This window comes from Streptomyces sp. NPDC047981, from assembly GCF_040653315.1.
In the GTDB taxonomy this organism is placed as follows: Bacteria; Actinomycetota; Actinomycetes; order Streptomycetales; family Streptomycetaceae; genus Streptomyces.
Genome location: NZ_JBEZNQ010000030.1, coordinates 44,939 through 63,463 on the forward strand (window position 1 = coordinate 44,939; position 18,525 = coordinate 63,463).

Sequence of the window (18,525 nt, forward strand, 5' to 3'; positions counted from 1 at the left end):
GGATGTCACCCGAGGAGGCGGAGATAAGCCGCGAATCGCCCGTGCGGGCGCGCGGAAGCTGACAAGACGGTACGGCGTGCTGCACTATGTACCCGTCCTTCTGTTCTGGGGACGGCAAAAAGCGGCCCCCTGCGGGTGGGTCGAACTGCTGCGGAGCAGTGATCGCTCGAACGCTCGGACCTCGTCGCCAAACGGGATCTGAACCTCGGGCCTTAGCTCGGACGCCATATCCGAGCCGTAGGAAGTGGCCGCGCACGGTGCGCCAACACCGCGGCCGGCGGTTGAGGAAGTGCCCCCGCCAAGGGGCCCAGGACCTCCCGCCTTGGAAGTCGCTACGTCACCTGCTCTCCCTTACTGGGTGAGGTCTGCCGTGGCTGGGTAGCCACGGAAATCTGAGAGCGCCGACGACAAGCCGCGGCCGCCTTGAGGCATCGGGCGGTTGGTGTCAGGGCGTCGGCGTGCGCGGTCCGGCGGAGCTGCCGGACGGGCGCGGTCATTGCGCGGTGAGGGTAGGCGCGGCGGTGGCGGGCTGCGTCGGCGGTGTGATGTTCACGCCGGAGCCACGGGTCCACCTGTCATACCGGGCTGCTACCCGGGTACTCTTCGCCATGTCGGCGCCTTCCTCGAGGGTGTGCCGACATCGCCGGCACCTTCTGGAGAGTTGTGTGTCGGCCAGGCCCCGCTCCGGGTGTTACCAGCACCTGGGTTGCAGCGGGGCCTTTCCGTTGTCTGTCGCGCGGTTCCGGCCTGCCTCACATCTGAGTGGTCGTCTGGCGCAAGGCGAAGCCTACTCGTTGGGCTCACCGCTCCACCACCTTCCTTCCGAACGTGTCGTACGAGCCGACTTGTCATCAGATATCCAGGTCATCGGACCAGCGCAGAGGCGGGGCGGTGACCTGCGGTGTTGTCCTATAACTTTTCACCCCAAATAACAGGGTCAGGCGGCGTGCCGTCCTGTCCACGACGAAAGACGGGGCAGCAAAAAGGAAGTAGGGGATACCGGAGCGCTCGCCGACGGGTCCTCCGCCCCGTCTCGGGCCTCGGCGCGGCGCCCGGCCCGCCCCTTGGTCGCGGCCGTGCAGCACTTCGGGCAGCGGCAGCCGTGGACGTTGTAGCGGTACTCGTCGTGGGCGAGGTCCTCGATGCGGGCCTGCTTGCCCTGGGCCTTGGCGTCGGCGAGCGCGGCGGCGAAGGCCGGGTTGGTCCGGGCGTGGCGGGAGGGGACGTTGGGCCCGACGCCTACCTTCTTGCAGGCGTCCCCGAGGCGGAGGCCTGTCTTCACGGCGTCGAGCAACAGGGCCTGGACGTGCTCGGTGAAGACGGGTGGCCTGCCGCGGCCCGGGCGGGCGGTCACGGGTGGTTCCGTACTGGGTCGGTGTCGGCGGGGTGGGAGCCGAGGGTGCGGGCGGAGCGTCCTGCGAGGTCGCCCATCGCCTGGTAGCCGGCCTTGTGGAGCTCGGCCTTGAGGCGGCGGAGTGCCTCGGGTGTCCAGTTGGGGTTGGCGACGAGCTTGCCGAGGCGGAACCCGACGGTGAGCGCGAGGTTCCAGACGCGGTCGACGTCCGCAGGATCCAGGTCGGGGACGAGGAGTGAGGGCAGCTTCTCCGGCTGGCCGACGGTGTCGAGCATGGCGGCGGCGAGGACGCCGGCGAGGTACTCCGCAGAGCTGGCCGCTCGGGTGGCGAGGGCCTGGTCGACCGTGGGGGTGTCGGGTGGGGTGGTCATGCGGCGGTCTCCAGGGCGCGGACGGGCAGGATGAGCGGCACCGGGCGGGCGGCGGCCGCGGTGATGAGGCGGAGCCGGGCGGGCGCCGGGGTGCGGGGCGCGGGTACCGGGGTGGTGCGGGGGTAGTCGGGCAGTCCGGGGATGGCGAGCTGGATCGGCTGGCCGGGGGCGAGGCGGCGTTGGCGGGCGCCGTCGGTGGTGGGGGCGGCCGCGATCGGCCAGCGCCCGTCGGGGACGATCCGCACGCCGGCCGCGAGGAGCCCGTGCGTGCGGGCGAGGGCGAGGAGCTGCTCGCGGGTTCCGGTCTCCTTGTCGAGGCCGAGGAGCGAGCACAGGGAGGAGCGGTGCCAGTTCGCGGTGCGGACGTCCATGCGGGCGCGGTAGGCGACGAGTTCGGTGTCGGTCTCGCGGGCGAGCGCGCGCAGGAGACGCCGCTTCGGTGTGGAGCCGGCCTCGGCGATCCGCTCGGGGGCGAGGAGCGGTTCGGCGGTGGCGGGTTGGGCGGCGCGGCGCTTGATGAGGGCGCGGTGCCGGTCGAGGGCGAGCTGGCCGCCCCAGATGCCGTCCGGCTCGATCAGCCCGCCGCCGGGAACCTCCGCGTTGCCGTAGGCGGCGCACGCGGTCTGGACGGGGCAGCGGCCGCAGATGGCGACGGCGGCCTTCTGCTGGTCCAGGCGCTCGCGCTGCGGGAGGCCTCCGTCGACAGTGCTGGTTGTCCAGGCGTCCAGCGGCACGTCCGGGTCGGCGGCGGACTGGGTGGGCTGGTCGGGGTCGGGGGCGCACCCGCGGTACAGGTAGTGGCGGTGCTCGGTGAGGGCGTGGAGCAGGCTCATGGGGTGGGGCCCCCTTCCTTGGGGTCGCGGGTGCGGGCGAGTTCGGTGTCGACGATCGCGGTGGCGGCGGCGATGACCGCGTTGCTCGTGTCGTGGTGCTCGATTTGGGCTCGGAAGGCGGCGAGGTCGCGTTCGTCGACGGCGTTCAGGAGCCGGAAGGCGGGGCTTGGTGGGCGGGCGCGGCGCCGGTGGTGGATGGACTCGGCGACGCAGAAGCCGGCGCACAGGGCGACGAATCCGTAGAGGGCGATGACGGCGGGGTGGTCCACGGCGGGGCCTCCTGGAGGGGGTTGGGGTGGGCCCCGCCGTGGCGCGCGGGGGTTAGGCGTTGGGTCCGTGCAGGACGGCGCGGAGTCGGGTTCCGATCCAGGCGCCGACCTGGGGGGAGACGGCGTTGCCGAAGCCGTCGACCTGGTTGCGGGCGGAGCCCCAGACGGTGAAGGTGCCGGTGTGGTCGGGGAAGTCGACGTCGAATCCGCAGCCGCGGCCGACCTCGTGGGCGGCCATCATGCGGAAGTAGCAGTCCTCGAGCGGCAGCTCGGAGAGCGCGGACCGCCACCGGGCCATGAGCAGCGCGGTGGTGTCGCGGGCGGTCAGGGTGCCGAGCGGGTCGGTGAGCGGGTGCGGCGCGGTCTCGTTGCCGGTGGGCCCGTTCTGCTTGAACCAGCCGGCCGCGCTGAGCAGCCCGGGGATCTGGTCGGAGGTGAACGTCGGCATCGCCTCGCCGTGCACGGTGGGCACGGTGTTCTTCCGGAACGGGACGATGCCGGAGGACACGACCGCGAGGGTCTCCGAGCCGACCTGGGTGGGCAGTGGGTCGTTCGCGCCGCGCGGGCTGCCCTGGTAGTTGTCCACCGCGAGCGCGATCGGCGGGGTGATCAGCCCGGTGGTGTTCGTTGCGGGCTGCGCCCACAGCGGCTGGTCGAAGCCGCGGGAGCGGCAGTTCGACCCCGGCCGCTCGTACGTGTTGCCCGCAGCGGCGAGGATGGCGCCGGTCGACAGGATCGACGTCTCCTGCTGGCTGGTCTGCGTCGACAGCGGCTGCCACGGGTGCCGCTCCGAGCCGTGCACCGCCTTCGCTGGCATGAGGACTGCGGGGAAGTCGGCGAACCGCTGGCGGCACCGCTCCGCCCGCGCCATCGTCGCCGCTGCGAGCGGCTTCGCCCGGTCCCCGATCCGGGTCCCGAGGTCGGTCAGGTCGAGCGCGGCCAGCGACGGCGTCATCGGCGGGACGACCGGACGACGGCAGGACGGGCACCGGTACTCGTACTGCTTGCCGTAGCGCACCGACCCGGTCGGCGGGATCCCCGTCCGCCAGGTCCACACCGCCTCGACGTCCTTGTCGCAGTGGTGGCAGCGCGAGGCCGGCCGGTGCTCCAGGTCGGGTTCGGGCAGCGACTTCTTCGAGAAGGCCCAGTACGCGCGGTCGCGGGACTGCGGTACGCCGAAGAACTGGCTGTTCAGGTACAGCACCTTGTGCCGGTAGCCGAGGAGGTCGAACTGCTTCAGCCACCACAGGTAGGTGGAGCCGTCGCCGACCTTCGCCCGGCCCGGGACCGCCGGGCCCCACGATGTCAGCTCGGTCGTGCACTCGACCAGGATCAGACGCGGGTGGTGCTGGGCGGCGTAGTGCAGGACGCAGTTCGCGGTCGCCCGGTCCCGCTCGGAGCGCGTCACCCGCGCCTCGAAGTCCGGGTCGTCGAGTTCGAACAGGGTCATGCCCTGCTCGTACGCCTTGATCGTGTTCGCCTGAGAGTGGTTCACGCACGAGACTCCCGCGACCAGCAGGTCGGCCGCCGGGAGGTCGCGGGCGGAGTGGTAGTCCGCCGCCTCGGGGTCGACCAGGTCCGCGATCCAGTGCTCGGCGTCCGGGTGGTTCGCCTCGTGCACCTCGACCTTGTAGGCGTTGTGGTTCGCGGCCATGATCGTGGTGAACCCGGCCATCTCGATGCCCTTGGTCAGGCCACCGAACCCGGAGAACAGGTCGACGGCGACCAGGTCGTCGTGACGGAACCGGCGCCGTCTGACGGCCGGCCGGTGCGTGGCCGTGCGGGCCCTCTGCTTGGTTGCGGTCGACATCAGGCGGCGCTCCTCTCGTTGTTGCGGTCCTCGGCGGCCTGCTCCAGCGCGGCAATCTGGACGGTGACGAGCGTCCGCATCGGCTGCCACGTGCCGTCGGGCCCCTGCACCTGCTGGTCGAAGACGGCGTGCTTCTCGGCGTCGGCCTTGATCTGCTTCAGGGCGGTGACGTTCTCCCAGGAGCGGGGCAGCTGGCCGACGATGCGGTCGAAGTCCGCCTGATCCCCCGTGCGCTGCTGCGCTGCGGCGGGGGTCGTCGGGGAGTCGGTGGCGCGGCCCAGTTCGGCAGCGAGCTCGGGCGCCAGAGGCACCCCCGGCTCCAGGATCTCCAGCTCCGAACTCGTCCAGAGGTTCAGCGCCATACCGAAACGCATACCGGCGTTGCGGATCGCGTCTCCGATGATCTCCTTGACGGCGTTGGCGCCGTCCTTGCCGGTCGCGTCGCCGTACCCGATGCGGGACACACCGCACACCGTGAGCCGGATCCACATGCCGCGGTTGCCGTCGTACTGGGGAAGGCCGACCTGGTCCAGGGCGAGCGGCTCCCAGTTCCAGAACGGGTCCACGTTCAACAGCCGATTGGTCGCCTCGGCGTGCCCGATGTACCTGAGGCAGATGTGCGCATCGGTGACCTTCTGGCCGCCGCACCGCTGGCACTTGATCTCGTGGTGGTGTTCGCAGACCTTCGGCCAGCTTTTCTGGCCTGTGCACTTCTTGCACCAGGGCTGGGGACGGTAGCGGACCTCCTGCGGGGCGAACGGCTCGCGCAGCCTATGCAGAGCCGCGATGCGCTCTTCCCGGGTGTAGGCCCCGGCGGCGTCGGCGCTCTGGATGAGGGCTTCGAGGCGGTCGAGGATCTGGTTCGGGACGTGCTGGGTCGGGCCCTCCGCCGGGATGGTGGCGGGGGCCTCGGTGGCCGTGGCCATGAGGTCTCCTAGCTATGGGGTTGTCGTCGTGCTGCGGCGGTCGTGAGGCCCGGTTGTCGGCGTCCAGGCCCGCTACCGCGGCCGGGCTACGCCTCGGCGAGCTTCTCGGCCGGCGCGATGCCGTACTTCTCGATCAGCCAGGCCTTCGCGACGTGGCTCAGGGCCGCCTTGTAGCCGAGGTCGTCCTCGCGGGCCTCGGCCGCTTCCAGGAACCGGGCCTTCAGGTCGGCGTCGACGCGGACGTTCAGGTTGCCGGTCTCCAGGCCGGTGTTCCGGCGCGCCCGGTGCGCGTTCGCGGCCGGGGAGAACGTCCCGGAGATGAACGCCTCCAGGCCCTCGGCGACGTCCTTCGGTACGGAGCTGCTGGCCTGCTGGATCGCGGCCCGGGTGACGAGCGGCATGTGGACGGGCACGTTCGGAGCGGCGGCGGCCTCGGTCGCGGTGGCGTGGCGCAGCTTGCTCCAGCCACCGGGGGCGAGGATCTCGTCGACGGCGGCGGCCAGTTCGGGGGCGCCCCCGCTGGTGAGGTGCTTGGAGGCGGCGCGGAGGTTGTGCACGAGCTCGGTGTCCTTCTTGGAGGGCACGGTTCGGGGTCCCTTCGGGGGGCGCCCGATGTTCCGGCGGGGGGCCGCCGGCGGGCGGATATGGGCATGCGTCATGCCAGTCTCCCTTCTAACCCATTGCGCACGCAATGGGACATGGCTGCGGTGCGTCGGGAGCGAGGGTGCCCCGACAGGAAGAACACTACCCATAACCTATTGCGCGCGCAATAGGTTATGGGTAGTGTGGGGCACACACCACAACGAGCGCCGGGGGCACCACATGCGACACACCAACCGCCAGACCACCACCGCCACCCTCGTCGACCTCTACCGCGCCATCGACAAGAAGCACGCGGTGACCATCACCTACATCGACGAGAACGGCGAGGAGAGCCTGCGCACGGTGGAGCCGTACGACATCCGCACCACGAAGAATGGCCGCATCGAGATCCGCGCCATGTGCCGCCTCCGCTCCGAGGCCCGAGGCTTCCTGCTGCACCGGATCGTGTCGTACACCTGCCACCGGATCGCGTTCGTCCTCGACCGCCCGGAGGCAACAACCCCCGCCGGAACGGTCATCGTGGTCCGCAGCACCGCGCAGCTCATCGCCCGCGAACTCGGCCGCGACTACCTCCCCGCCACCCGCGTCACCCAGACCGACACCAGCCTCGCCGCCTGACCCAACGACGAAGGCCACCGCCCCGAATTTGGGTGGTGGCCTTCAAGGTCACAGAGATTGCGCACGCGCAGCGTAGCCGAAACGCTCACCAGCCCGCCACCCCCACCACGACGCACAATGACTTCCGCGCCCCGCCCGCACGCAACGACCGAAGGAGACAGACATGGCCGGCATCTACGACGACGGCGCATGGAACGGATCGGCCCGCCCCGACTTCCCGCCCCAGGGCCAGCGCGACGCAATCGACGCGGCCCAGCCCGGCAACGACGGGATCTACGATGACGGAGGCGTCTACGGGCCCGATGGAGGCCCGGACGTCACCGACTGACGGTGAGGCGGCCGTGGCCCAACAGCCCGCACAGCAGGACCCGCTGACGGACGACCCAGTACCGTGCCTGCCCCGCCGATGGTGCCGCCGCTGCGGCGCCGTCCTACGCGACCCCGTCTCACGCCAGCGTCTCCTGGGCCCCGAGTGCGACCCCGAGCGCCGTGCTGGGCACCGGCGGCACGACGTCGACCAGGACCCGCTCCCCGGCCTGTAGCGGTCCACGGCATGGGAGTGGCCCCGCGCCGTGCGAAGGAACGCGGGGCCACGCGACAACCACCACCGAACGATCGGAGGGGCCACTGCGACCGTACGAGCCGACGAGCCGGCCAGCCCGCCGGGCGCCCGCGTCCGGGTGACGCTCAGACCGCGAACTCCCGCACCTCCGCCGCCGACAGCGGCTCCGCCTCGACCGCGCGCCGCAACTGCTCCATCGTCGCCGGAAGCGGCGACCACCCATACCGGCCGGCCATCACGAAGTTGAGCGCCGTCACCCCCTTCGCGTACGCCTGCCGCACCCCCTGCGGCCGCAGCGTCACCCCCGGCGGGCCGGCCTTCGACGCCCGCAGCGTCACCCACAGCGCGGACCGGCCGCCCTCCAGCGGCAGCGCCTCCACCACCTCACCGCGTACCTGCAGCCACCGGCGCAGCGCTACTCGGGCGCCGTCCCGCAGCGGGTACCACTCGACTTCCGGCAGAGGCTCCAGTTCGGCCATCGCCGCCAGAATCCGCTGCCGTACGGCCTCCGACCGCTGATGCAGCTGCCCCGACCGGATCGCCTGAACCGCCGACGGATGCACCTCGGCGAGCGCAGCGATCTCCTCCACGCGCCCCGGCGGAGCCTTCTGCGGGCGCCGCCGGACCCCCACCGCCCGCTCCCCGCCCGCGACATCGGCCAGGCGCAGCGCGGCGAGTTCGCCCGAGCGGCAACCCGAATCCAGCACCAGACCCACCATCGCCAGCAGCCGAGCGCGCTCCGCCCCCGACATGCCGATGCCGTCCCGCTCCAGCGGGCCCGCCGACGCCATGTCCGCCAACCCCCGGTACAGCGCGGCCCGGTCCCGCGCAGGCACCGTCTCCTTCAGCTCCGGCTGCTCCACCACCGGCAGCCACACCGCCTTCTCCGGCACGACCAGGCCGGCCAGGATCCCCAGGCAGTCCCGCACGATCCGCAACGTCGCCACCGGCAGCGGCTTCCCGACATCTTTCGCCAGGTGCCGAAGCTGCCCGGCCACGGCCAGGCGCCAGAACCGCTGCAGCACCAGGTGAGTGAACAGCTTGGCGGCGCTGCGGTCCGCCCAGTACGGCATCTCCTCCCGCCCCATCGCACGGTCGAACATCCCGACCAGCATCCACAACTGCCGGGCCCGCTCCGCCGGCACCTGCAACGGGACCCCGCCCGCCCCCGGCACCCGCGCGCGGCCGTCCCACCCCGCCCGGTCCCGCGGCGCGACCTCGTCCACCACCGCGGCGAGCTGACGCACCGACGCTGCGGCGTACGGACGGCTCACGACGCCCTCCGCTCTGCCTGCCGAGCGCGCTTCCGGAAGTGTTCCACGTTGAGCAGCAGGTGGATGCGGTCGTCGTCGTACGGCCAGCGGGCTACTCCGCCCTCCTGGTACAGGTGCATGTATGTGCGGCTGGCCTTGGTCGAGCCGACCTCGAGTGGTACCCCTCCGGCGGATACCTGGAAGCCCATGTTCACGGGGACGGTTCCGCACGTCATGACCAAACCCAGGCCACTGGAGCGGTTCGCCTCGATAGGAGTTGCCCACGAGACCCAGCCGTCGTAGTCCCCGCCGTGTTGGTCCATGTCGAGGTGCGCCTGGAACAGGCGATGCACACCGCCCAGCTTCCGGGCGTTCCCCTCCCGATCCGCGTCCGGGCCCGGCCCAGCACCCACCGAGACCTCAACGTGGGCGTACATGCCAGACATCAGACCGGCATGCACCTGAACGAAGGACGCCACCTGCTCCAGCGGCCAGTACCGCGGCAGCCTCTGAGCCTGGCCGATCCTCGCCACCAGCCGTGGGTCGTAGTCGCCCTGCTTGAAGCGTCGTCGCCACTCCGCCAGTACGGCCGCAGCCCCAGGGTTGCTCAGGAGGTCGTCCAGCGTGCCCTCGGCGATCTCCTCGTGCAGAGTCCGGGCGTTACTCATAGTCCGATTCCGATCAACGCGTTGTCCTCTTCGTCCCAGCGGTCGACGATCTGCATGTACCCGTGCAGCACGCTGCTGTTCGGCTTGTGCCCCGTGATCTGCGCGATGGCCTTCGGGTCCTTCCCAGCCCTGCGCGCCTCCGTCGCCATTCCGGAGCGCACCGAGTGCCCGGTGAACAGGACCGGGATCCTGGCGCGGGCGCCCGCGGCGGTGATGATGTCCCCGACTCGCTGCGGCGTCAGCCCCTTGGGCTGCACGGAACCGGTGGCATGGACCGAACGGAACGCGTGCCGGTCCGGATCTGCGATCTGCGCCCGCTCGACCCATGCCTGCCACGCGAGGACCGGGCACGTCAGAGGGTTCTCCCCGTACGGCACCGGCACCGTGCGCGGGTCCGTCTTGGAGACGCGGACGTCGACGAGGAGCCCGTTGCCATCCGGGTCCTCGGTGATGTTCCGCAGGCGCAGGCCCGCGAGTTCGGCGCGGCGCGCAGCGATGGCGAACCCGAGGAGCAGCATCGCGCGGTCGCGGACACCGAAGATGTCGTCGGAGCACTTCTCGACGATCTGGCGCAGCGCGTCGACGCGCATGGCCGGCGCCTTACCTCGGCCGCGGTCGGGCTCCTCGTTCTCAGCGGCCTGGCGCTTGTAGTCCTTCAGCAGCTCCCGGGCCGACCGCGTGGCCTCCGGGTCGACGACGAGGCCGAACCGCTGGCGCAGGGTGACCGAGACCCCGGCGAGCTTGCGGTCGATGGTGGTCGCGGCGCGGCGCTCCCGATTCCAGAGGACGTCGACGAACGCGCGCAGGGTGCCTCGGGTCGCCGCGGTGGGAGGGATCTGCAGCTGCTCGCAGAACGCGGTCCACGTCTTCCAGTCTGCGCGGTAGGCGAGGGTGGTGTTGTCGGGCCGGTGGTCCTGGGCGTGGGTGTCGGAGGCGGCGTCGAGGGCGGCCAGCCGCTGGCGGAGCTCGTCGTCGAACTCGGCTGGCAGCAGCGGCCCTTCGGTGGCCCGTGCGGGTGTGGGGAGGTGCTCGGCCATGGCTAGTTGGTGTGCGGGTCCGAGTAGGTGATCGCCCCGGCCGCGATGGCGCAGGGCCATGGGGTGCCGCCGCACGCCGTGCACGTTGGGTCGGTGCGATCGCTCGGGGCGTGCTCCGCCAGTTGCTGGCTGGCGATGCTCCGCACGGTGCGCTCGTCGCGGCTCATGCCCTTGTAGGTCTCGCCGCAACGGGCCACCGCGGCGTCGTACTTGATGAGGTGCTGCTGCGTTTCCTGGTTCACGATATGTGAGGTTATCGCGCATCAGACGCCATGATCCCCCCGACGCGGCATCCATCAGGGGGGAGTTGTCGAACAGTTCGATCATCGTTCCGTTACGGACGACTTCTGTGAGAGCGATCCTAAGCTCGACCGCCTCTGCGCCCGAAACTCACCGCCGCGCTCCACTCGAAGTCCGGGTGAGCGCGACGCGCGTGCAACTCCGACTCGGTCAGCCCATCCAGCTCGGCCTTCCGCGCGGCCCGAGCGATGTCCTCGGGCCACATCACCACCCCGCGATAGTCATCCCTGAGGAGCTGGCCGAGCGCCATCGCCGAGACAACCCTGTCCCGCTCGACGTCCTCGACCGCGACGTGGCCGGAGGGGAACTGAACGCCGTGCAGGATGCCGCCCGCCGAGAGGTGGAGTTGGAACGGGCGCGCTAGCGGTTCGGTCGTCATGAGCGGAGACTACTCGTGGTACTCCGTCAGCGATGCCCCCGAAGCAGAGCGCGGAAAGGGCATCGCTGGTGGTGTTACGCGCTGTGAACGAGCGTCGTCGTTGACCATCCCTGTACGTCGGTCACCCGTGCCCGCCAGAGGTTCAGCCGGATCTCGGTTCCTCCGGGGAAGACACGCGCGTCCCGCAGGTGGATGAAGTTCGGCTGCGGCACGTCCGGATCGTCGGGGACTTCTTCGTCCAGCGCCCCAAGCACCCCCAGCACCTTCTGAGCGTCCTCCCCTCCGGAGCTGGCGATGCCCTCCTTCCACGCCTTCAGCCAGGCATCGTGTCCGATCAGGCTTCCCGTCACCGTGGTACCACCGACCATCAACGTGATGCTGACCTCGTTCTGCTCGGACAGCGACATGATGTGCATCAGCGTCGTCAGGTACAGATCGCGGACGGGGTCCTTAGTCGGCGGAACATCGACTGCTTCGGTCATGGGGATTCCTTCCCGGCGCGCCGGGCGCGCCGATAGGCCGATGACCAGACAGTAGACGCAGGCACCGACAAGTCGCCCGAACAGCCCAGTGTTGTCGGCGTGTCGGTCGTGCACGCGGAGGTGAGCGGAGCGGTCGCGCAGCTTTCGGGCGAGCTTGATCCTGTTATTTGATGTGAAAAGTTATAGGACAGAATCCCTGGTCAGGCCGGTATCGACTCCCGGTACGCTGCGGCGATTCGGCGCGAGAGGTAGACGTGTCCGGCGTCGTTCGGGTGGACGGAGTCGCCGCCGATGTAGGCGGCCGCGTTGGCCGCCGTGATCCACGGCCCGTGCGTCGCGACGAGCGTGCCCGACGTGTCGTATACGGCGCCGGTGACCGGCGAGACGAAGCGGTACCCGGCGTTCGCGGCTGCGGTGCGCAGAGTGGCGTCGGTGTTCGTGATGCCCGAGGAGGGGCTGCCCGAGGGCGACCAGCAGCCGATGACGAGGACGTCGCAGTTCGGCAGACCCGTGCGGATCGCGCTGAGGAGCGCGGCCGCGGCGGTCGCGATGGCGGGCTGGGAGCCGGCGTTGTCGTTGTAGCCGCCCCAGACGATGAGCCGGTCCGGGTTCCAGGCGATGACGTCGGCGGTGAGCCGGTCGGCGAACGTGGCGTACGAGCCGGCGGTGATGTAGCCGGTGCCGCCGCGGCCCTGCTCCCAGGCGTCGGTGGAGCCGAGGAGGCGTGCGGCGCGGTGGAACCAGGTGCCCGCGCCGGCCCCGGTGTTCTGGGAGGAACCGTCGGTGATGGAGTCGGCAAGGACCATGAGCCGGCCGCCCTGCAGCGGGACCTGCCACATGGTGGCGGTGGGCGGGAGGTAGACGCCGCCGAAGGGGAACGTGGCGAAGTCGAGGCGGATCCGGCGGGGCACGGCGGAGCCCAGGTCGATCGTGATGAGGTGCCCCGACCCCGGGGTGGTGCCACCGCTGGACTGCATGAGGTCGGTGACCTTCCGGCCGTCGATCGTCAGCCGGAACATGGTGGCCGCGGAGATGTACTTCATGCGGACCTGGAAGATCGCGGCGTCGGTGCCGAACTCGACAGACCAGATGCCCTGCCCGGAGGCGTACGTGTTGGGGTACTTCGACGTCGGGAGGACGTAGTTGGTGTCCGGGCTCGAGGCGCCGATCTGGAAGCCGTCGGCGCCCGCGTATCGGTAGGGGCCGGTGACGTCGCTGCCGGTGAGCGCGACCCCGGCGGGGGCGTACTTGATGTACCCGCTGGTGGGGGTCGTGGTCTGCGCGGTAGAGATGCTCGGCGCGGTCCCGGCGTAGAGAGTCTCGGCGGTGACCGGGTCGGGGAGGTCGCGGCGGCGCCAGGCGCCGGGGATGCCGAGGCTGGTGGCGTCGGTGATCAGGCCGGTGGCCGCGAGCGCGGTCATCAGGTTGGTGAGGGCGGTGCCGTCGGAGCGGGAGCCGCTGACGCTCTGGCGCGCAACCGGGGTGGCCCCGTACAGGCCGAGGGTGTTGTCCGTGCCGTTCAGCACGTGGCGGACGGCCCCGGCGCTGCCCTCGACGCGGAGGACGGTGTTGATGAAGCGGGACAGGCCGGTCACGTTCAGGGCCGAGAGGAACGCGGTGCCGCCTTCGACGGCGGCGATCCGTGTGAGGAGGTCGTTCAGGTAGCCGTCGAGCGCTTCGCCGGATCCCTTCGGGTAGAACTGGCCGCCGGCCCAGGCCCGGTCGCCGTGCGGGTCGGCGGCCGCAGTGTGGGCGGTGTCCTTGCTGGTGGCGTCCGTGGCCGCTGCGGTGGTGGCTGCGGCCTGGGCGGCGTCGGCCTTGGCCTGCGCGCCGCTGGGGGTCTCGGCGCCGATCGCGGCAGCGGTGAGCGGGTCGGTCCCGCCGGAGGCGTGGCTGCTGGCGTGGGCCAGCGGGGGGCGGGCGTTGGTGGTGGAGGGGTCGTCGGAGGCGAGCGCGGTGGTGGGCCCGGTCCCGGCGGCGCCGAGCGGGGGCTGCGGCCCGGCCGGGCCGGTGTCACCCGTGTCGCCCTTCGCCCCGGGAGCCCCTGGGGCGCCGTTGCTGCCGTCGGCTCCGGCCGGTCCCTGCGCGCCCTGTTCGCCGCGGGGGCCGGGGACGGTGACGTAGTGGGAGCGGGTGGGGTCTGCCTGGTCGAGGGTGGCCATGTCGACCTCGGTCTGCGTGACGGACAGGCTCATGTAGAAGCGGCGCGGCCCCGCCCCGGCGATGTCGATGCTGACCAACCAGACCCACTCGGCCGGGTTCGCGCCAGGGATGTCGCACGCAAGAAGCCGTACGCCCGCCTGGCCGTTGGCGTCGACGAGGCGACCCTGGGTGTCGAATCGGTAGGTACCGCTGCCGGTGAAGGCGACGCCGACGGAGGGCACATTGATGACGGGGACGATGGGCGCGAAGGTGACCGTGCCCACGGCGGGCCCGCCGCCTGCGGGGCTGGCGGCTTCGTAGGTGACGAGGACGGTCGGCAGACCCTCGGGGAACGGCAACTGGGGCTCCAGGTCAGTAGCGGCGGCGTTCGGGGGCGAGGCCGAGGATGGTCAGGGCGGACTGGCGCTGCGGACTCGACGGAGGCTCCGGAGCGGACGTCGGGGTGCAGCTGTAGCGGGGCGCTGCGGGGTCGAAGCCGTCGACGGGAACGCAGGTGTAGGTGACGCCCTGCGGGTCGGTGTAGGTCCAGCCGGCCGGGGGCCGGCCGTCTTGACCGTCGGTCCCGTTGGTGCCGTCACGTCCGTCCTGGCCGTTCTGGCCCGGGGTGCCGTCCTGGCCGTCGACTCCGTCGATCCCGTCGCGTCCCGGAGCGCCGTCGGTACCGGGACGGCCGCTTGGGCCGGGCGACGGCGAGGGCGCGGGCTCTCCGGGGTCTCCCTTCTCGCCCACGTCGCCCTTGTCGCCCTTCGGGCCGGGGATCGGGACGGGAACAGCAGCCCGGTCGGGTAGGTCGTCGACCGCGGCGGTCGGGTCGGGGGCCACCGGTGTCTTGCCCTCGGACTCGAGCTGGGAGCGGAGTTTGCGGACGTCGGTGGCCAGGGTGGTGACGGCGTTGCCGCGGAGGTCGGCCTCGGTGGCAAGGTCGGCGGCCTTGCGGTCGGCGGTGTCGATGCGGGCCCAGAGGATGGCGGCAATCCCGAACAGGGCGACGAGCGCGCACAGGGTGGCGAGGCCGCGCCACCGGGCGGCCAGGAACCGCTGAGTGCGGCTCATCCGGGATCTCCTCCGAGTTGAACGATGATCAGGCGAAGACGGGCGATCTCCGCCTCGGCTGCGGCGCGGGCCGCTGACGATTCGGCGAGAGCGGCGTCCTTCGCGACGAGCGCGGCGTTCTTCTCGACGACCTCCTCCTTGAGGAGCGCTTTCTCCTCCTTGAGGCTGCTGCGCTCTTCCTGGAGCTCGTCGGTCAGAGTGCTCAGGCTGTTCAGGGACAGCTCCCCGCGCTTGCCCACGTAAGCCACCACTGCGGTGGCCATCACGCCGGCGAACGCCACCAGGGCGCCCACCAGCGTGAGGGTGGTCGGGTCCATTCACGGGGTCCAGTCCATGCGTGTGGGGGGTGAGGGTGCGCTCAGGCGCTCGTGTGGGTGCCCGAGGTGATCAGCGAGTCCTGGGCCTTGCCGGAGACTCCCGACGGCTTCCACAGGCCGAAGTGGGCGAGGACGCCGGTGGCGAAGGACACGAGAGCGAGGACGGCGGCGGTCCCGAGGTCGTAGTCGGGGCCAGGGTTGGCGTACTCGACGAGGAGGCCGTTGAGCGTCGACAGCGCGAGCAGCAGCACCGCCTTGGCGCCAGCGTGGGTGACGCGGGTCGTGACCAGGCCGACGAGGACCGGGAGTACGACGGAGATGAGCAGGCCGATCCAGTACGCGGTGTCGAGGTGCACGTTCACGAGGGGTTCCTCTCGAAAAAGGGGGTGGGGTGGGGCAGGGTCAGAGCTGCGTGGGGACCTTGAGGGCGTCCCACGACTTCTTGCCGGGCTTCCCGTCGGCGTCGTCCCCGGAGTAGCCGAGCTTGCGCTGCCACTTCGCGTACGAGGCCTTGTCCGCGTTGGTCCAGTGGTCGCCGGGGCCGACCGCGTACGCGGAGCAGCCGACGGCGACAAGGCGGCGGCCCATCGCGGTGATGATCGGGGAGCGCCGGCCGGGGCTGAAGAACGCGGCGCCCGGGAACGGCTCGTACGCCGGTGCGGGGGCCGGTGCCTTGCCGGGGACCTTCAGGCGCTGGCCGACGGCGAGGACGTTGGGGTTCTTCAGGCTGTTGAGGGAGACGAGCTTGGCCACGGTGGTGCCGTAGCGGGCCGCGATCCCGGAGAGGGTGTCGCCCGCGCGGACGGTGTACGTCGTGGTCGTGCTCGGCGTGGTGGTGCCGCCGCCCGGCTGCGGCGCGGGGGTGGTGCCGCCGGTGGTCGGCTTGCCGGGGACAATCGCGGTGTCGATGGCGCCGGGGTCCCAGTGGTTGTTGCCGGGGACCTGGCCATGGGCGTAGTGCCCGCCCTTCGTCTGCCAGGTGTGCCGGTCGCGCTTCGTCGCGGCGGCCGCCGTCGCCGGGGGCTTTCCCGCCGGCCACAGGTCGGGGACGCCGTGGGCGCGCCCGGCGGCGATGAGCTTGCGGAAGTTCGGCTTCTTCGCCGGGTCGAAGCCCTTCGTCCAAGGGGACGCGGCGCGGCCGAGCACCTCGGCCTGGATGTTGACCTTGCCCTCGCGGTTCGTGCGGCGGGCGCCGTCGTTCTTCAGCGCGCGGCCGGACTGGGTCAGCGGGCCGAACTGGCCGAGGAGATCGGAGACCGGGTCGTAGATGACCTGCGGCTCCGCGCCGACGCGGATCAGGTACGCGGCGACCGAGTAGAAGTACGACTTCCCGGCCGGCGATTCGGTGGTGTGCCAGGTGAAGCGGGGCGGGTTGCCGGGGGTGTCCATGGCGCCGCCGATGGACTGGTCCCCGAACCGGACGACGCCGTCGATGTAGGCCGGTCCGGACGCGCCGCGCGGCAGGGGAACGTACTCCTCCGTCCCGTCCTCCCCGACGGTCGCGGTCGCACTGTCAGAGAGGACTCCGCCCTTGGCGACTCCCCCCTTGGGGGCCGGGTCCGGCGGGTAGACGCGGTACTCGGGTGCGTCGGTGGGGACGTAGACGTCGAGGTCGCCGTCGTCGCGCAGCACCATGAAGGCGCCGTCGAGCCGCGGGTGTTCCTTCACCCACCGGTCGGTGTTCTTCAGGGCGGCGATGGCGCGGACTTCGTCGGCGTGGGCCTGGTCGACGGTGCCCAGGTAGGTGGTGGTGATGGCGAGAGTCGTGGGGTCGACGTGGTCGACCGCTACGTGGAAGGTGCTCACGGGGTGTCTCCGATTCGATCAAGGCGGTACATCAGAAATTGCAGGACATCCTTGTTGCTCTTGCTGGAATTGCACGAGGTGCAAACCGGAGCAAGGTTCTCCCAGTTCCCTACGCCGCCCCTTGTTACTGGCTTGACGTGGTCAATCGCGGTTGAACGTCCCCCGCAGTAGACGCACGGGTCGTTGCCGATCATCCGGGCGTACTTGATAGCCTCCGGGCCGCCCTTTTGGAATTCGACGATGTCCGGCCGGTTTGCCGCTCGCCAGGACCGCCGATAGGCATTGATCTTGTCTCGGTTCAGCTCGACGTACCTACGCCTAACTTCAGGCTTGTAAGGAGCGTTCCGACTGTTTTCGCGGTGACACTGGCCGCACCCCTTCGGCATCCCCTTGGAGTACCGGGTGGCGACTGCGGAGTCGTGGCCGCAGGACCACGACTCGCCAGCACGCGTCTTGACAGGCACATCAGCGGCTCGCCGTTTGGTGGCCTCGGCGTTGCGGTGGCAGGCGGCGCAGTCGTAGCGACCGGGGCGAAGGTTGTCAGCCTTGAGGTGCCCCTGAGGACAGAACTCGGAAGCACCCCGCTGACGCACGGGGATTCCTTGGGCTCGGCGGGCGCGCTCCTTACTTGCCCGCTTCTGCTCCTGCCGTTCAGGCGTGGATTCGATGAGCCTGGTGCACGCCTTACAGTTTGCGGAGAGCTTCGAAGTTCCGTCAGCGTAGGAACCCTTGCGGAAAAAGTCCCCTGCGTTGCTCTTGGGGAGACCGCATCGGGAACAATTCGCGGATCGAGGAGTAGGCATATCAAATCCTATCCAAGTCGCGGATAGCGAGTGGCTGAACTACGTCAATCTGGGGGCGCAGTTGCAGGTACGTGGAAAGGAGCATTCGACCTGACCCGTATTCACCCCAACTACTGCCCCAGCTATTTACGAACCGGAGCACGGTGCGCGCGGGGTTGAGGGCGCCGGTGGGGGTGTGGGCGACGTGTTCGAGGGCGGTGATGCACACCTCGTGGCCGCCTTCGAGGGGGCTGGCCGCCCAGGCCGTGTCGGCGTCGATGAAGCCGGCGGGGCCGGGTGTGGTGAAGGCCGTGTGCCAGGGCATGCCCATGAGCACCGGCCCGGTCTGCAGGGCGGCGCAGAGTTCTTCGGCGGTGGTGGCGTGGCGGTAGTTGGTGATGAGGCCGCGGTCGTGGAGGGCCTTGGCGACGCCGAGACCGGAGGATCCGACGTCCTGGGCGGGCCAGGTGTAGTCGTGCCAGCGGTCGCGGGCGGTGGCGTCGGCGTAGAGGCCGATGGCGTAGTGCTCGGCGGCGGCCGGGTCGGTCAGGCAGAGGCCGGCGGCCGCCGCGCGCTCCGGGGTGAGGAGGGTGGACAGGAGCGCGGTGGCGGCGTTGCCGGTGCAGGAGGCCAGGGCGTCGAGGTCCGTTTCGAGGCCGTAGGCCGTGGTGGTGTGGATGCCCTGGGCGATCAGGTTGCGCTGGTCGAGTACAGGGATGCGGGGCTCGAAGGCGGCGCGGTGCAGGGGGTGGCCGTCGTACAGCCGCCGGTGGGCAAGGCTGCGCGGGTCCAGGACCTGGTGGCGTCCCAGGTGGGGCTGGACCTCGTACGTGGTCACCTGCGGTGCGGGCATGGCCCGGCTGCTCCTGCACTTCCCCGCGCCCAGAGCTGGTGGGTCGTCTCGCACTCGGTGGTGCGTCCCTCGGGCGTTCGTGCAGA

The 18,525-nt window shown here is 70.9% G+C and carries 21 protein-coding genes and 2 pseudogenes; 2 read left to right on the forward strand and 21 right to left on the reverse strand.

The genetic code is table 11. From position 1 onward, the window contains the following. Positions 1–937 precede the first annotated feature (937 nt). The 7 genes from AB0E14_RS19535 to AB0E14_RS19565 all read right to left on the reverse strand — a co-directional run bounded on the left by AB0E14_RS19535 (position 938) and on the right by AB0E14_RS19565 (position 6,147). Entirely contained in the window at positions 938–1,354 is a 417-nt protein-coding gene (locus tag AB0E14_RS19535; RefSeq protein WP_362419115.1) for a hypothetical protein, read from the reverse strand. After that, positions 1,351–1,725, reverse strand: coding sequence for a hypothetical protein (locus AB0E14_RS19540; RefSeq protein WP_362419118.1), 375 nt, complete (start codon positions 1,723–1,725; stop codon positions 1,351–1,353). Before AB0E14_RS19540 ends, AB0E14_RS19535 begins: the two co-directional genes overlap by 4 nt. After that, on the reverse strand, positions 1,722–2,558 hold the full coding sequence (locus AB0E14_RS19545; RefSeq protein WP_362419121.1) for a WhiB family transcriptional regulator: 837 nt from the start codon (positions 2,556–2,558) through the stop codon (positions 1,722–1,724). The genes AB0E14_RS19540 and AB0E14_RS19545 overlap by 4 nt, the downstream gene beginning before the upstream one ends. Further along, the gene (locus tag AB0E14_RS19550) at positions 2,555–2,827 is read right to left on the reverse strand and encodes a hypothetical protein (RefSeq protein WP_362419124.1); all 273 of its coding nucleotides are present in this window, start codon (positions 2,825–2,827) and stop codon (positions 2,555–2,557) included. Before AB0E14_RS19550 ends, AB0E14_RS19545 begins: the two co-directional genes overlap by 4 nt. 52 nt (positions 2,828–2,879) lie before the next feature. Beyond that, positions 2,880–4,637 (reverse strand): DNA cytosine methyltransferase, encoded by a 1,758-nt coding sequence (locus AB0E14_RS19555; protein WP_362419127.1) that lies wholly within the window; start codon positions 4,635–4,637, stop codon positions 2,880–2,882. Beyond that, positions 4,637–5,563 carry a hypothetical protein gene (locus AB0E14_RS19560; RefSeq protein WP_362419130.1) on the reverse strand — a complete coding sequence of 309 codons (927 nt, stop codon included), beginning with the start codon at positions 5,561–5,563 and terminating at the stop codon, positions 4,637–4,639. Before AB0E14_RS19560 ends, AB0E14_RS19555 begins: the two co-directional genes overlap by 1 nt. A gap of 86 nt (positions 5,564–5,649) precedes the next feature. Continuing rightward, on the reverse strand, positions 5,650–6,147 hold the full coding sequence (locus AB0E14_RS19565) for a hypothetical protein (protein WP_362419133.1): 498 nt from the start codon (positions 6,145–6,147) through the stop codon (positions 5,650–5,652). Positions 6,148–6,385: 238 nt separating this feature from the next. Here AB0E14_RS19565 and AB0E14_RS19570 point away from each other — a divergent pair, with 238 nt between their 5' ends. Beyond that, the gene (locus tag AB0E14_RS19570; RefSeq protein ID WP_362419136.1) at positions 6,386–6,784 is read left to right on the forward strand and encodes a WYL domain-containing protein; all 399 of its coding nucleotides are present in this window, start codon (positions 6,386–6,388) and stop codon (positions 6,782–6,784) included. Between the two features lie 163 nt (positions 6,785–6,947). Beyond that, positions 6,948–7,112, forward strand: a complete 165-nt coding sequence (locus tag AB0E14_RS19575) for a hypothetical protein (protein WP_362419140.1) — start codon at positions 6,948–6,950, stop codon at positions 7,110–7,112. A 359-nt stretch (positions 7,113–7,471) separates the two neighbouring features. Here AB0E14_RS19575 and AB0E14_RS19580 read toward each other — a convergent pair whose 3' ends face one another. The 14 genes and pseudogenes from AB0E14_RS19580 to AB0E14_RS19645 form a co-directional block, all read right to left on the reverse strand. Beyond that, positions 7,472–8,620: a hypothetical protein gene (locus AB0E14_RS19580; protein ID WP_362419143.1), complete on the reverse strand. Its 1,149-nt coding sequence runs from the start codon at positions 8,618–8,620 to the stop codon at positions 7,472–7,474. After that, the gene (locus AB0E14_RS19585; RefSeq protein WP_362419146.1) at positions 8,617–9,267 is read right to left on the reverse strand and encodes a hypothetical protein; all 651 of its coding nucleotides are present in this window, start codon (positions 9,265–9,267) and stop codon (positions 8,617–8,619) included. The genes AB0E14_RS19580 and AB0E14_RS19585 overlap by 4 nt, the downstream gene beginning before the upstream one ends. Continuing rightward, positions 9,264–10,304, reverse strand: a complete 1,041-nt coding sequence (locus tag AB0E14_RS19590) for a site-specific integrase (protein WP_362419149.1) — start codon at positions 10,302–10,304, stop codon at positions 9,264–9,266. The genes AB0E14_RS19585 and AB0E14_RS19590 overlap by 4 nt, the downstream gene beginning before the upstream one ends. Before the next feature lie 2 nt (positions 10,305–10,306). Continuing rightward, positions 10,307–10,546, reverse strand: a complete 240-nt coding sequence (locus AB0E14_RS19595; RefSeq protein WP_362419152.1) for a hypothetical protein — start codon at positions 10,544–10,546, stop codon at positions 10,307–10,309. 119 nt (positions 10,547–10,665) lie between these two features. Continuing rightward, positions 10,666–10,983, reverse strand: a complete 318-nt coding sequence (locus tag AB0E14_RS19600; protein WP_362419155.1) for a hypothetical protein — start codon at positions 10,981–10,983, stop codon at positions 10,666–10,668. A 74-nt stretch (positions 10,984–11,057) separates the two neighbouring features. Beyond that, positions 11,058–11,465, reverse strand: coding sequence for a hypothetical protein (locus tag AB0E14_RS19605; protein ID WP_362419158.1), 408 nt, complete (start codon positions 11,463–11,465; stop codon positions 11,058–11,060). Between the two features lie 200 nt (positions 11,466–11,665). Continuing rightward, positions 11,666–13,966, reverse strand: coding sequence for a GDSL-type esterase/lipase family protein (locus AB0E14_RS19610; protein ID WP_362419161.1), 2,301 nt, complete (start codon positions 13,964–13,966; stop codon positions 11,666–11,668). Between the two features lie 13 nt (positions 13,967–13,979). Next, positions 13,980–14,681: a collagen-like protein gene (locus AB0E14_RS19615; RefSeq protein WP_362419164.1), complete on the reverse strand. Its 702-nt coding sequence runs from the start codon at positions 14,679–14,681 to the stop codon at positions 13,980–13,982. Then, complete coding sequence (locus AB0E14_RS19620; protein WP_362419167.1) at positions 14,678–14,998, reverse strand: hypothetical protein; 321 nt, start codon at positions 14,996–14,998, stop codon at positions 14,678–14,680. Before AB0E14_RS19620 ends, AB0E14_RS19615 begins: the two co-directional genes overlap by 4 nt. 41 nt (positions 14,999–15,039) lie before the next feature. Beyond that, positions 15,040–15,360, reverse strand: coding sequence for a hypothetical protein (locus AB0E14_RS19625; protein ID WP_362419170.1), 321 nt, complete (start codon positions 15,358–15,360; stop codon positions 15,040–15,042). Between the two features lie 40 nt (positions 15,361–15,400). Continuing rightward, positions 15,401–15,661, reverse strand: a pseudogene (locus tag AB0E14_RS19630) (peptidoglycan-binding protein); the annotation flags it as partial. Between the two features lie 75 nt (positions 15,662–15,736). Further along, positions 15,737–16,633, reverse strand: a pseudogene (locus tag AB0E14_RS19635) (LysM domain-containing protein); the annotation flags it as partial. Positions 16,634–16,800: 167 nt separating this feature from the next. Continuing rightward, positions 16,801–17,607, reverse strand: a complete 807-nt coding sequence (locus tag AB0E14_RS19640; RefSeq protein WP_362419173.1) for an HNH endonuclease signature motif containing protein — start codon at positions 17,605–17,607, stop codon at positions 16,801–16,803. 1 nt (position 17,608) lies between these two features. Then, on the reverse strand, positions 17,609–18,439 hold the full coding sequence (locus AB0E14_RS19645) for a hypothetical protein (protein WP_362419176.1): 831 nt from the start codon (positions 18,437–18,439) through the stop codon (positions 17,609–17,611). Positions 18,440–18,525: the final 86 nt, after the last annotated feature.